The organism is Clostridium sp. YIM B02506 (assembly GCF_022324845.1).
GTDB classification, from domain to species: Bacteria; Bacillota; Clostridia; order Clostridiales; family Clostridiaceae; genus Clostridium_T; species Clostridium_T intestinale.
Window position 1 is genome coordinate 197,773 of record NZ_JAKGTG010000002.1, and the last position, 13,584, is coordinate 211,356.

Here is a 13,584-nt window from a genome sequence, read left to right on the forward strand (position 1 = left end):
CTATGATACCTTAAGAACGTCTAATATATCCATAACATTTTCAGCTATAAAGTCAGCTCCTGCGCCCTCAAGTTCTTCCCTATCTCCATATCCATATAAAACCCCTATGGATTTTATACCTACTTGTTTTGCACCTATAACATCATGTTCCCTGTCCCCTATCATAATTACTTGTGATAGATCCTTTATCTCACAGCTCTCTAAGGCATACCTAATAACATCTCCCTTTTTAACTCTAGTTCCATCAAGAGTACTACCTGCAATATATGTAAAATACTTTGATAAATTAAAATGATCTAATATCTGTTTTGCAAATATTTCCGGTTTAGAAGTTGCTACAATTAACTCCTTATTTTCATCTTTTAGAGTTTTAACTAAATCCTCAAAACCATCATAAACTAGATTCTCAAACAAACCTTTTTCTTTGTAGTATTCACGATAGTAGTCCACTGCTTCTATAGCTTTCTCTTTTGAAAATCCATAATACTTCTCAAAGGAATCTCCTAAAGGAGGACCTACAAATTTATTTAATTGACCCTTGTCCTCAATTTCAATTCCGTATTTCTTAAGGGCATATACAATTGAATTTATTATCCCAACTCCTGAATCTGTTATTGTTCCATCTAAATCAAATAGTACGTATTTATATTCCATTTATAATCTCCCCTTTCATAAATTAATTTTAACATTACCTTAAAATGAATACAAATTTTAGAAAATCAATTTTAAAAAGGATACTAAAAATAACGTATCCCTTTAATAATCCTCAAATTCTCCTCCGCCCTTTATATATTCATAATAATGATTAAAAGCAGCATCCACTATTCTATTTAATGAAATGTTTATATCTGGATGTATATTCTTAAGCTCATTCATCTTTCTATAGGATGAACTTCTAATAGAAAAGGCTCTCCTTACCTCAACATCATCTTTGAAAGACAACTTTCTCATTTTTTCAATATTATTTACTATCTCAGTTTTATCTATATTTTCTTTTTCTAACTTTGTTTCACTACTTATTATATTAGCAGTTTTATTTATGCTGCTATGAAAGAATTCTCTTTCAATGTTATCATATGGTTGCATTTCCGCCCAATCTTCTATTATATCTTCTTCTAATAAATTTTCATCTTCTACTTTTGGTTCTAAATCATTTTCTCTACTCATTTTAAACCTCCTATAAAATATTTATATAATACTATATGCTTTTAAAAGAATTTTTGTACATTTGTACACTTGTACATCTGTACAGTTTAATTTTTGTAATATTGTACACTTTATTTTTTGTATTTCTGTACAATTGTACAGTTGTACAGCTGTACGTTTGTACAACTGTATTTCTAATTCCTATTAGACAATTTAATATATCTTTAAACATTTTTCGTTCAAATTTTATACTTGTACTTTGTTAAAATATCTTAATTGTGCGTATTTTATATTGATAGTAATTTCTGAGGAGGTGATGTAAATGCCTGCAGAAACAAGTTTAGTTTCTAAATCACTAATATTAGAAATTGAAAATGGAACAAAAAGTTCTGGAGAAATACTCTATAGAAAAAAGACCTTTTCTGGATTAAATCCTAATGCTACACCTGAGGATCTTCTTGTTGTAGCAAAAGCTATAAAGGCTGTTTTAGCTGATAATACAGGTAGATTTCTTGAAAGTGATCTATCAGAATTAATTGAAGTTTAAAAAAGTAAAGTTTATTAACAAGAGGAGGCAATATTATGGATAGAGCCCTAACGCTAACTTTCCTTAACGAAAATGGCGATAAATCAACTTTAACAATTGCAGGCATTAAAGATAACCTAAGTGATGAAGAGATACTTTCATTAATGGATACAATCGTAGAGAGAAAAGTTTTCTTGAGTAAAAATGGGTTATTTATAGACAGTTATAGTGCAAAAATAACTACTAAAGAGACTCAGAAAATCGATTTTAAGAAAAACAAGTAATATATTTAAGGTGGTTGGATTTTATTCAACCACCTTTTTTATAATATTTCTATTTTATTGAACTATAATAAAATAACAGCAATAAACTATTAGTATATTAAACATAATAGGTGAACCGCATGTATGTATCAATTCCAGATGTTTTTTATGTTCCTGTTAGATATTCACTAAATAATGAAAATCTATTTAACTCTAATCAAAACATCACTAGGCAAATATTAATAGGAGTTTCCCTTCCTAATCAAAGAGAAGATAGATGGATTAGGGATGCTACTGCCATGAAAAAAGAGGCTGATGCTCAGGGAGCTACTTTAAAAATAGAATATTTCGAATTCGATCCAGTAAAACAAGCTGAACAAGTAGCTGAAATGATAAAAGAAAAGGTCAATATAATAATCATTGCATCAATAGATGAAGAAAGCACTAAAAAACTAGTGGAAGATGCTCATGCTGTAGGCATAAAAATGATTTCCTATGAGGTAATTGCAAAAAATTCAGATATAGACTTTTTTATAGGTTTTAACAATATAAGAGTGGGAGAACTTCAAGGAAGGTACCTTACCTCATATGTTCCAAAAGGAAATTACATTCTTTTATCAGGGTCCCCTAAAGGAGAACAGTTTAAAGAAGGAGCAATGGAGTATATAACCCCTTTAGTTATAAATAGATCAGTAAAAATAATAGCAGATAAGGTAATTGAAGGATGGCTTCCTCTAAATGCATATACAATTGTATCTGATATTTTAAACAATGTTACTGATAAAATAGATGGTGTTTTAGCTCCAAATGATACAACTGCTGGAGCAGTAATATCTGCTTTAAGTGAACATGGTTTAGCTGGTAAAACGGCTGTAACTGGTCAAGATGCTGACTTAGCTGCAGTTAAAAGAATAGTTGATGGGACTCAATTGATGACTGTATTTAAGGACAGTAGAGAACTTGCTAAAACAGCTGTGGATACAGCTATTAGATTAGTTAATGGAAGTGTAATTGATGTAACTAATGATATTAATAACGGATTAAAGGACGTTCCCTCAATCCTAGTTGATCCAATACCAGTTGATAAAAGTAATATAGATAAAACCCTTGTTGCTACTGGGATTTATAAAAAAGATGAAATCTTTAAAAGGCTAAATTGAATAGTTTTAATTCAACTTAGCCTTTTAAAGTGTTATTGCTTCTACATCTTAAATAAAGTCCATTTACAGGTTTGGAGTTCATATTTTAATTCATAAATTTTATTTATTTTATTAATCATACTTTGACATCTAAAAACTAGCATGGGATTTCCAGCTAGTTTTTCTTTTTCTTTAAAAATCACTTTATCTACTTTAATTATGGTAGTAGATTGGTCCTCATTTTTCATTCTAAATCTTATAGGACTAGGCTCACCAGCTTCAGTAAACCAGGCAATTACATCGATGGATTTAGCTATAACTTTCACTTAATACCAGCTCCTCATAATAAATTAGACATAACTAAATATTCATCTTCTCCTACTCCACCAGACATGTTTTTAACTCCTGATTTTATGAAGGATGAACGCACTATTGATTTCTGTCCGTATTTTAGCCTAATTTTGTCTATTACCTTATCTAAGTCACGCATCTTATCTACATTTCTAGAATCTAAAATATCATATTGATAAAACGCATTTGTAGATAAATCCGTAACATGAACACCTACATGACGCACATGTTCTCCCTTCCATGCTTCATTAAATAGTTCTGATGCAGTTTCTGCAATCTTTTGTGTTGAATCAGTTGGGCAAACTAATTTTCTTTGGTGAGAATAGTTTGTGAAATCGCTACTTCTTATAGAAATAGAAATAACCTTACAGTAGTTTTCAGACTTTCTAAGCCTCTCTCCAACCATCTCTGCAAGAGATAAAATTATCAACTGAATAGTTTCTCTATCTCTAACATCATAAGGTATAGTAGTAGAGTTTCCTATCCCCTTCATATCAATATTTTTATCTGCTTTTACCTCAGAATCATCTATTCCATTTGCATAGTTCCATATAAGTCTGCCATGACTCTTGAGGTGATAAGTTAAAAGACTAAGATCATAATTTGCAAGTTCCCCTATAGTATAGATATTTAATTTATGGAGTTTAGGTAGTGTAGCTCTTCCTACCATAAATAAATCTTCCACAGGTAGTTTCCACATCTTATTCTTTATTTCATGTGGAAATAGGGTGTGTATTTTATCTGGTTTTTGAAAATCCGAGGCCACTTTAGCTAAAAGTTTATTGTTTGATATACCTATATTTACAGTAAATCCTAATTCTTTTTTAATTCTGGTTCCTATTTCCTCAGCAAGCTTTATTGGATCAGGATATAAGTTCTCCATATTGCTAAAGTCAAGAAAACTTTCATCTACTGAAAAACGTTGTATCTTATTAGTGTATTCTTGTAATATTTCATTTAAGGCATTACTGCACTGCATATAAAGCTCATAACGAGGTGGAACTACCAACAAGCCCGGGCACTTTTGTCTTGCATTATAAAGAGTTTCACCAGTTGTCACCTTAAACTTCTTAGCTGGGATAGACTTTGCTAGGACTATTCCATGTCTACTTTGCTCACTTCCACCAACTACACTACATATATTCCTTAAATCAACTTTATCTCCATGCTGCAAGCGATAAACAGCCTCCCATGAAAGATAAGCACTATTAACATCTATATGAAATATTAATCTTTTATTCCCATTCATCTTTCACTACTCCTCTATTACCAATATTAATGAAATTAATATTATTATATCGAACTAACGTTCTCATGTAAAGGGGGTGTTTTTGTCAAACCCATAAAACATTAATAATATTTCTATTTTATTGAACTATAATAAAATAACAACAATAAACTATTAATATATTAAACATAATAGGTGAACCGCATATATGTATCAATTCCAGATGTTTTTTATGTTCCTGTTAGTCGTTTACTAAATAATAAAAATCTATTTACCCCTAATCAAAACATCCCTAGGCAAATATTAATAGGAGTTTCCCTTCCTAATCAAAGAGAAGATAGATGGATTAGGGACGCTGCTGCCATGAAAAAAGAAGCTGATGCTCAAGGAGCTACTTTAGAAATAGAATACTTTGATTTCGACCCAGTTAAACAGGCTCAACAAGTTACTACTATGATAACTGAACAAGTTAGTATAATAATTATTGTCCCAATAGATGAGGAAAGTACTAAACAACTAGTGGAAGATGCTCATGCTGTAGGAATAAAAGTGATTTCCTATGAGGCAATTGCAATAAATTCCGATATAGACTTTTTTATAGGTTTTAACAATATAAGAGTGGGAGAACTTCAAGGAAAGTACCTTACAACATATGTTCCAAAAGGAAATTACATTCTTTTATCTGGATCACCTAAAGGAGAGCTGTTCAAAGAAGGGGCTATGGAATATATAACTCCTTTAGTCCTAAATAGATCAGTAAAAATAATAGCAGATAAGGTAATTGAAGGATGGATTCCTATAGATTCATACACAATTGTATCTGATATTCTAAATAATGTTTCCGATAAAATAGATGGTGTTTTAGCTCCAAATGATGCAACTGCTGGTGCTGTAATAGCAGCTTTAAGTGAACATGGTTTAGCTGGAAAAACGGCTGTAACTGGTCAAGATGCTGACTTAGCTGCAATTAAAAGAATAGTTGTTCCAATAGCAGTTGATAAAAGTAATATAGATAAAACCCTTGTTGCTACTGGGATTTATAAAAAAGATGAAATCTTTAACAGGCTAAATTGAACATATTTTAATTCAACTTAGCCTTTTATTATTTTTTACTTCTTTATTAAAACTATTGATGAATAACTTTTTCAAATCTAAAGAAATCTTCTCCTCCTGGTAATTCTTCATCTTCTGATTCATGTGAACCTAGATGATTTTTATTTAGATATTCTACTATTTTAAATCCACATTTATTTACATAGAAGTGGATATTACGTTTCTCAAAATATGGTGTATGAGTTTCCCAAACCTTAGTTTCAGGATGTTTTTCTTCGATGGTTTTCCAAGCCTTATAGCCAATTCCATTACTATGGGCATCTATATTAATAAAAAGTAGATCTAAAGAATTGTGTTGTGTTTCTTTATCTATAACAACTACAGTTCCACCAACCTTTTTTCCATCTGATAATATATGATAAACAATGGCTCCTTTAGCATTAAAAGATTCTTCTATAGTTTTATCTGAAGGGATAGGTTTATCTGAATCCTCCCCAAATTCTTTAACTATTGCATAAGTAAATGATTCTTGTAGGTCTTTTTTAAATTTCTGTAATTCCTCTTTTTTAGCTATGGTTAGTGTAACTATATTTTCTTTTTTAGTTTCTATCATAAATTCTCCTCCTATAATTGTTACATATATGTTATCAAAACTACTTTTCTTTTACAGTCTATCCCTAATGACTATACTTCTTCAGCTTCAGCTCCTGAAAGTTTTTCTATAATCTTATCTTTATATACCATACCCAAAATAAATAATACCACTGCTATAATTGAAATTACTATTATTGAGGTATAGTTCTCATAATGTATATTAGCACCTATTACCACAGGAGCGGCTATTGAAGGTAACCTCCCTACCAGTAAAATTACAAAAAACTTTATTGGTTTTATTGGTGTTAATCCTGCTAGATATATCAAAAAATCCTTTGGTAATCCTGGGATAATAAAAAACACAAATAAGGTAACAGTAAACTTTTTGCTATCCATAATATCAAAAAGCCATTTATATTTTTCCTTATCTATTCGTTTTTCTACATAGGAGGCACCTATGAATCTTGTAAAGTAAAAAATCATAACTGACCCAATCATCATTCCTATAACTGAATAAAGTAATCCTAAAGGGACACCATATACATAACCTCCAGCAAGCTGAATTGCTTCTCCTGGAATTGGTGCAATTACAGTTTGTACTATTTGAAAAAATATAACTAAAAAAGCCCCAAACTTTCCTGTAGAAATTATATAATCTCTAAACTTATCAAGTGATGTAGTTAATTCAATAAGTTGTGGTAAATATCTAAATGCTAATATTACAACTATGATCCCTAAAATTATCAAGGCTATTTTCCCTAATAATATTTTTTTTGTTTTTTCCATAACTATCTCCTTCTTCATCTATGCTTTGACTTGATATTCTAAAGTTTATCTTTAACATCTTAAGATTTAGGTACATCAAATCTTAAGAAATCTTAAGTAGCTTTAAATGTATAGATTTAAGATATTTTGAGATATATACTAATAACATGCGGAGGTGATCAATGCATTATGAAAAATATTTTAATTGCAGATGATAATGAAGATATAAGAGAAATAGTCAGAGTTTTATTGGAAAGTGAAGGATACAATGTAGTTGAGGCAGTAGATGGGGAGGATGCTATAAACAAAGTGGATGATGAAATTGATCTAATAATCCTTGATGTTGTAATGCCTAAAAAGACTGGCTTTAAAGCATGTATAGAAATTAGAGAAAAAACAAGTGCTCCTATTTTATTTTTAACTGCAAAGTCCCAAGACTCAGATAAATATATGGCTTTTTCAGCTGGAAGTGATGATTATCTATCTAAACCATTTTCATATACAGAATTAGTATCAAGAGTTAAAGCCTTGCTTAGAAGATATTATGTATATAAAGGAAAAGAGATAAAAGATAGCGACAATTCAATAAGTATTAATAGCTTAATAATAAATACAAGTTCAAATGAAGCTTCAGTAGATGGAAAAGAGCTTATTTTGACAGAGATAGAATACAACATTCTTTTATTAATGGCACAAAATCGAAAAAAAATCTTTTCAGCCCAAAACCTTTATGAAAGCATCTGGAGAGAGCCTTACTTCTATTCATGTAATAATACAGTTATGGTTCATATAAGAAACTTAAGAAGTAAATTAGAAGAAGATCCACAAAATCCTGAATATATTAAAACAGTTTGGGGAAAGGGGTATCGAATTGAGTAGAAAAGCTTTCTTTACTAAGTTAGAAGTAAAATTAATACTATCATTAATCTTTTCGTTTATAGTATCTATTTTAATCTTTTTCTTAATAAATAACCTTGGTGAAAAATTATTAAACAACTATTTTAATAAAACATCCTTTTTATTAGATAAAAAAAAGCAAGCTATATCAGAATTTAAAGACTATGTTTCATATAATAAGCTATCTATAAATGATTATGATTCTCTAAAAAACTGGGCTGGTAATGAAAAGTATGTAGACATATATCTTTATAAGGATAATAACCTAGTTTATACTTCTAACTTAACTAGCGAAGTAACAAATTATGAACAATACAAGGAAGCTCCTATATTTCCTACTAATGTTCTTGTTGATATTCCTTTTGTTGATGGTAATGCTAAACTACATATGGAGTGTTTTTTTGAGTATAAATACTACTATATATTAATATTCTTTTCAGTCTTTATATCAGCACTACTTTTCATAATACTTATGCTGTTTTTTATTAATAAGAAGATAGGCTACATAGGTCAGCTTGAAAAGGAAATAAAAATATTAGAATGTGGAGATTTGAATTATAACATATCTATAAAAAGTAATGATGAACTTTCATCCTTAGCTCAAAGTATTGATGATATGAGAAAGTCTTTTATAGAAAAGCTAGAAAGCGAAAATGAAGCAAGACTTGCTAATAGTGAATTAATAACTGCACTATCTCATGACCTTAGAACTCCTCTTACAGCATTAGTTGGATATCTTGATATTATAGAATACAAAAAATATAAAACTAATGAAGCTTTTAATCAATATATTCATAATAGTAGAGAAAAGGCATACCAAATTAAATATTTATCTGATAAATTATTTGAATACTTTACAGTCTTCAATACTAGCGATGACTTAAAATTAGAAATATTTAATGGAAATGAACTATTTGAACAGTTAATTCAAGAGCAAATTTTAACCTTAGGCAATAACGGTTTTACCTTTAATGTTGATTCCTGGGATAGGCTGTTTTTTGTAGAACTTAATTTAATATCAATTCGTAGAGTTTTTGATAACATTTTTTCTAATATATCTAAATATGCTGATACTTCTAAAGAAGTTAATATTAAATACTATATAGAAAATGAAAAAATAGTTATTACCGTAGAAAATAAAATAGATACTCTAAAAAGAGTTGATAGTACTAGTATAGGACTTAAAAACTGCAAAAAAATTATAGCCCTCCATAAAGGAGAATTTCACACCTTAAAAACAGATGATACCTTTTTAGTTAAGTTGATTTTAAAAACTTCTCCAACTTTAAATTATATTTAGGAAGTAATTTATAAAAGCACCCTTTATTTTAATGCCTGTACATTATACCAGAATATACGTTCCCTGTCATTAAAATAAAGATTTCTATGCTAATATGTAAATATTCTATCTAATAAAATCATTCCCTGAAGATATCCCCCCTGCAATATTATAAACACTATCTTAGAGCAGACTATACCAATTATCATTCCTGCTATTACATCTGTTGGGTAATGAACATATAAATAAATTCTTGATAAAGCTATTAAGAAAGCTATAGCTAAAAATATTATTCTAAACTGCACAAAATACGCTGATAAAACTTCTGCAACAGCAAAAGATGATAATGTATGCCCTGATGGAAAAGAATATGATAAAGGCTTGTCAATTAATAAGTGCATACTCTCCTTGTAACTACATGGCCTTGCTCTTCTAACTATATGTTTTATAATTCCTTCTCCAACTAAAGTACTGATAATCAAAGTTAATAGAACTACTTCTCCAATTAATCTACGCTCTTCATTTATCATCAAAACCCCAGCTATTATAATCCATATAATACCCAAGTTGCCTAAGCTAGTTATCATGGGCATCGCTTTATCTAAATATCTATTTTTAATACGTCTACTTATAGTGAATAGTATATAATTATCAAATGTATGTATTCTTCTTAATATATCCATTTTGTGCCCCCTTTTTTCTTATTGTTTATATTATTAACCATTTTAATTAGAAACAGATTAAAATATAGTTATTTTTTCTTTAAGAATTGTGAATCCTCAAGTTTTGTTATTATTTATGTTATAATAAAATTAAAATTATTGCAATGAGGTATTGGATATGATGAAATTAAACTATGTGAAAAAGTTCTAATTGATCATATGGAAATTAGAAATACTGGCTGTGAGTATGGAGAATATTCTAAATAAAAATAAGGAGTACTTCGTTTATGAAGTGCTCCTTATTTTTTACACTTTTATTTAATATTATTATTTAATAAAACCATATGTATATGATCTTCCCAATTTCCATTTATCTTTAAATATTTATATGATAATCCTTCATTATAAAAACCTAATTTCTCAACTACTCTTAAAGACATTTTGTTTTTTGGCATAATATTAGCTTCAATCCTGTGCAACCCATACTCATTAAATATAATTTCAATTCCTTTTTGAATTGCTTCCGTTATATATCCTTTATTTATTTCGTCTTGGTCTGATCTATAACCAAGATAAGTTGATAAAAATATCCCTCTTACTATATTTGTAAAAGCTATAGAACCTATTATTTTAGAATCATCTTCCTTTTTAAATACCCATAGTCTAAATGAGTTATTATTTTTAATTTCTGTTAGTTCTTTATCTAGCTGCTCTTCATGATATTTTTTTGTATAAAACTCTTCATTTCTCACTGGTTCCCAGGCTTCTAAAAAGGACTTATTTCTTAAATAATAATCAAGAACCATTTCTGAATAGGATTTATCCACTACTTTTAATAAAAGTCTTTCAGTTTCATAAACTGTTTTCACTAAAATCACTCTCCAAATTTATCTGCAATTAGTATAAAGACGTCTCTATCCAAAAACATTATAGCATTAGTTATTAAAAGTACTAAGTCTCATATATCCCTCTACTATATACTAGTATTAACTAACACCCAAGCTTCAAATATATACTTAAACATTCTTATTTTTTCTTGTACACTTGTAGTTTTTAAGTTAGAATAATATTGTTAGGCAAAGGATGTTCTCAAAAAACATTTAACTTTTCATCATACATACTTTAAATCAACTTGTCAATAGTTATAATCACACAAAAATCCAGCACACCTCTACCTCTTATAAATTCTCTAACTACTCTTAAACTTTTTATTTGGTCTTTTCTTTATTAATAATAATTGTTCTATATCTTTAGCTATTTCATCATCTACTCTATCTATGTATAACCATTTCCCATCATGATATTATTAACCTTTTACCATTTTTATACTTTTATTGTAACCTTATAGTAATTGACTTTCTCTTTCTAGAAGCATAATCTTTAATTGTATATTATAAGAACTATTGGCTTCTTATAAGTTAAATTGAAGGAGGATTACTATGTTAAAATACTTTAAGAAAAAAACTATTATTTGTACTATTTTTACTCTTTCATTTGTTTTTCTTGTAGGTTGCTCTAATTTCTCAAAACCTACAAACGAAGATAAACCTTCTACTGAATCTGAAGATAATGTATCACAAAATCCTACTAATGAGAGCGGAAATACTGGTGGTGACTCTTCTTCTAAACCAAATACAACGCCACAAACACCTTCTAATTCTAATAGTCAAGCTGATAATAAAATTATTTTAGATAATATTAAAAAGCTTGCTATGGAAGGGAAAATAATAAACAGTGAATTTGGAGTGAAAAACTCAAATCTTTCAGATATAGAAAAGAAATTAGGTACAGCTGACAAAACTGATTGGGTAGCCTCTGCAAAAGGCAACTACTCAACTTTCTCAAAACATAATTTAGTATTTGGTTCTAATAAAGGAGCTCAGATATTTGAAGCAAGATCTTTTGATCCTAGCTTAAAAAACCTAACCCTTTCAGAAATAAAAAGTGCCTATGGAACACCAGCTCATGATGTAAAATCTAATGGAGAAGAAATCATAGGTTATACAGCTGGGGATGAATATAAATTATTATTTGTATTCTCTTCTCCTACTAAAACTAATAGTGATCCTAAACTAGATCATTATTCTGTTCTTTATCCCAAAGGAACAGTAAATTCTATGGCTAATGATCCAGGGAGAGAGTGGTAGTTAAAAAGTCAGAATAAGTTAGTTCTTATTCTGACCTTTTATTTCTGAAATATTCTCTAAGTTTCTCTGCATACTCTATTCTTTCCTCTGGTTCTGAGTTCCTTCTATCTGTTTCATATAAATTGTCATTTTTATATCTTGGAAATACATGAAGATGATAATGCCAGACATCTTGATCCCCAGAAGGTTCATTATGCTGCCTTGTAGAAACTCCATCACATTTATATACTTCTTTTAATGCAATTGCAACTTCTCTTTCAAAATCATGTATTTTATAAGATATTTGAGAAGATAAATCATATAAATTTTCTATGTGTTTATTAGGAATTATAATAACATGTCCTTTATTATTCTCCCACCATCCTGAAGCTATAAATGCTGTTATATACTCATCTTTATATATTATATCTTTTTGTTTTGTATATACATGTTCATTTTCTATCCCTTTAACTATGTTACAAAATGGACAAATATATCCTTGTGGTTCATGATTATACATCATATTACCTCCAGTAACTATATATTAATTATACTCTCTTTCCTCTAGCAACTTCATCCATAATCTTCATTACTTCTATGGAGTCTTTCCAACTCATAACTTCACTTTCAAGTTTTCCTTCTCTTATGCAGTTACTTACTTCTTCAATTTGATATTCAAAACCATTTATTTCAAAAGGAAGGTCTATTACTTCCTCTTTTCCATCTGACATTAAAATAACTTTTTCTCCACTTGAGTATCTTGGGATGCATATTCTTCCCTTGGTACCAATTATGTTAGCTTCTCTTATTGTTGGAGCATTTACTGCACCATAAAGCTGTGCTTGTTCCCCATTTTCATAGGTTAAGGTTACAGATACATTTTCATCCACACCAGTTTTACCTATATAAAGAGTGCTATCAATAGCCTTTGGCTTGTTTCCAAATATAAATGCACTATAGGATATATTATATACTCCAACATCTAACAATGCTCCTCCAGCTAAATCCTTGTTATATATTCTTCCTTCTGGGTCAAAAGGAACTAAACTTCCAAAGTCCGCTTGAAGTAATCTAACTTCCCCTATTTTTCCTTCCTCAATTAATTCTTTGGTCTTTCTATGAACTGGTAAAAATCTAGTCTTCATAGCTTCCATAAAGAATACTTTGTTTTCTTCTGCAACTTTAATAACTTCTCTTATCTCTTCTTCACTTATAGTTACAGGTTTTTCGCATAATACTGCTTTACCATTTTTAAGACACAATATAGAAAGTTCCTTATGAAAATTATGTGGAACTGCTACATATATTACTTCAACTTCTTTATCTTTAACTATTTCATCATAACTTCCATAACACTTATCTTTAGTTACACCATATCTATTTCCAAAAGCTTCTGACTTCTCTTTACTTCTTGAAGCAACTGCTACTAACTCAACATTACTCATTGAAGTTACAGCTTGAGCTAACTTATTTGCTATACCACCAAGTCCTATTATTCCCCACTTTATAGTTCTCATAATAATTCCTCCTCTTATCTTTATTGATATAGGAGAAT

Annotated in this window: 17 protein-coding genes; 7 read left to right on the plus strand and 10 right to left on the minus strand. The window is 29.3% G+C overall.

The features are described from left to right. Nucleotides 1–654 (minus strand): HAD family hydrolase, encoded by a 654-nt coding sequence (locus L1S49_RS02855; protein ID WP_238902478.1) that lies wholly within the window; start codon nucleotides 652–654, stop codon nucleotides 1–3. 102 nt (nucleotides 655–756) lie between these two features. After that, nucleotides 757–1,167 carry a hypothetical protein gene (locus L1S49_RS02860; protein ID WP_238902479.1) on the minus strand — a complete coding sequence of 137 codons (411 nt, stop codon included), beginning with the start codon at nucleotides 1,165–1,167 and terminating at the stop codon, nucleotides 757–759. Between the two features lie 301 nt (nucleotides 1,168–1,468). On the opposite strand from L1S49_RS02860, the gene L1S49_RS02865 reads away from it, so the two are divergent. From L1S49_RS02865 to L1S49_RS02875, 3 genes are all read left to right on the plus strand, one after another. Further along, nucleotides 1,469–1,693 carry a DUF1659 domain-containing protein gene (locus tag L1S49_RS02865; RefSeq protein WP_021801143.1) on the plus strand — a complete coding sequence of 75 codons (225 nt, stop codon included), beginning with the start codon at nucleotides 1,469–1,471 and terminating at the stop codon, nucleotides 1,691–1,693. Between the two features lie 35 nt (nucleotides 1,694–1,728). After that, the gene (locus L1S49_RS02870) at nucleotides 1,729–1,956 is read left to right on the plus strand and encodes a DUF2922 domain-containing protein (protein ID WP_073022484.1); all 228 of its coding nucleotides are present in this window, start codon (nucleotides 1,729–1,731) and stop codon (nucleotides 1,954–1,956) included. Nucleotides 1,957–2,075: 119 nt separating this feature from the next. Continuing rightward, a complete protein-coding gene (locus tag L1S49_RS02875; RefSeq protein ID WP_238902480.1) occupies nucleotides 2,076–3,095 on the plus strand; it encodes a substrate-binding domain-containing protein in 1,020 nt (339 codons plus the stop codon). 41 nt (nucleotides 3,096–3,136) lie between these two features. Here L1S49_RS02875 and L1S49_RS02880 read toward each other — a convergent pair whose 3' ends face one another. Together L1S49_RS02880 and L1S49_RS02885 are read right to left on the minus strand one after the other, a co-directional pair. Beyond that, the gene (locus tag L1S49_RS02880) at nucleotides 3,137–3,400 is read right to left on the minus strand and encodes a hypothetical protein (protein ID WP_238902481.1); all 264 of its coding nucleotides are present in this window, start codon (nucleotides 3,398–3,400) and stop codon (nucleotides 3,137–3,139) included. Nucleotides 3,401–3,414: 14 nt separating this feature from the next. Further along, nucleotides 3,415–4,674: a DNA polymerase IV gene (locus L1S49_RS02885; RefSeq protein ID WP_238902482.1), complete on the minus strand. Its 1,260-nt coding sequence runs from the start codon at nucleotides 4,672–4,674 to the stop codon at nucleotides 3,415–3,417. Between the two features lie 174 nt (nucleotides 4,675–4,848). Here L1S49_RS02885 and L1S49_RS02890 point away from each other — a divergent pair, with 174 nt between their 5' ends. Continuing rightward, complete coding sequence (locus L1S49_RS02890; RefSeq protein ID WP_238902483.1) at nucleotides 4,849–5,727, plus strand: substrate-binding domain-containing protein; 879 nt, start codon at nucleotides 4,849–4,851, stop codon at nucleotides 5,725–5,727. A 52-nt stretch (nucleotides 5,728–5,779) separates the two neighbouring features. Here the strand turns inward: L1S49_RS02890 and L1S49_RS02895 are convergent, their stop codons facing one another. Then, the gene (locus L1S49_RS02895) at nucleotides 5,780–6,319 is read right to left on the minus strand and encodes a GNAT family N-acetyltransferase (RefSeq protein ID WP_238902484.1); all 540 of its coding nucleotides are present in this window, start codon (nucleotides 6,317–6,319) and stop codon (nucleotides 5,780–5,782) included. Nucleotides 6,320–6,390: 71 nt separating this feature from the next. Beyond that, entirely contained in the window at nucleotides 6,391–7,086 is a 696-nt protein-coding gene (locus L1S49_RS02900; RefSeq protein WP_238902485.1) for a VTT domain-containing protein, read from the minus strand. A 168-nt stretch (nucleotides 7,087–7,254) separates the two neighbouring features. On the opposite strand from L1S49_RS02900, the gene L1S49_RS02905 reads away from it, so the two are divergent. Continuing rightward, nucleotides 7,255–7,944, plus strand: coding sequence for a response regulator transcription factor (locus L1S49_RS02905; protein WP_238902486.1), 690 nt, complete (start codon nucleotides 7,255–7,257; stop codon nucleotides 7,942–7,944). Further along, a complete protein-coding gene (locus L1S49_RS02910) occupies nucleotides 7,937–9,262 on the plus strand; it encodes a HAMP domain-containing sensor histidine kinase (protein ID WP_238902487.1) in 1,326 nt (441 codons plus the stop codon). Before L1S49_RS02905 ends, L1S49_RS02910 begins: the two co-directional genes overlap by 8 nt. 89 nt (nucleotides 9,263–9,351) lie before the next feature. Here the strand turns inward: L1S49_RS02910 and L1S49_RS02915 are convergent, their stop codons facing one another. Continuing rightward, nucleotides 9,352–9,924: a phosphatase PAP2 family protein gene (locus tag L1S49_RS02915; RefSeq protein WP_073018895.1), complete on the minus strand. Its 573-nt coding sequence runs from the start codon at nucleotides 9,922–9,924 to the stop codon at nucleotides 9,352–9,354. Nucleotides 9,925–10,217: 293 nt separating this feature from the next. Next, nucleotides 10,218–10,772 carry a GNAT family N-acetyltransferase gene (locus tag L1S49_RS02920; protein WP_238902488.1) on the minus strand — a complete coding sequence of 185 codons (555 nt, stop codon included), beginning with the start codon at nucleotides 10,770–10,772 and terminating at the stop codon, nucleotides 10,218–10,220. A gap of 570 nt (nucleotides 10,773–11,342) precedes the next feature. Here L1S49_RS02920 and L1S49_RS02925 point away from each other — a divergent pair. Then, a complete protein-coding gene (locus tag L1S49_RS02925; RefSeq protein ID WP_238902489.1) occupies nucleotides 11,343–12,050 on the plus strand; it encodes a YjgB family protein in 708 nt (235 codons plus the stop codon). Nucleotides 12,051–12,075: 25 nt separating this feature from the next. Here the strand turns inward: L1S49_RS02925 and L1S49_RS02930 are convergent, their stop codons facing one another. Both L1S49_RS02930 and L1S49_RS02935 read right to left on the minus strand, forming a co-directional pair. Further along, nucleotides 12,076–12,549 (minus strand): HIT family protein, encoded by a 474-nt coding sequence (locus L1S49_RS02930; protein ID WP_238902490.1) that lies wholly within the window; start codon nucleotides 12,547–12,549, stop codon nucleotides 12,076–12,078. A 28-nt stretch (nucleotides 12,550–12,577) separates the two neighbouring features. Next, on the minus strand, nucleotides 12,578–13,546 hold the full coding sequence (locus L1S49_RS02935; protein WP_238902491.1) for a Gfo/Idh/MocA family oxidoreductase: 969 nt from the start codon (nucleotides 13,544–13,546) through the stop codon (nucleotides 12,578–12,580). Nucleotides 13,547–13,584: the final 38 nt, after the last annotated feature.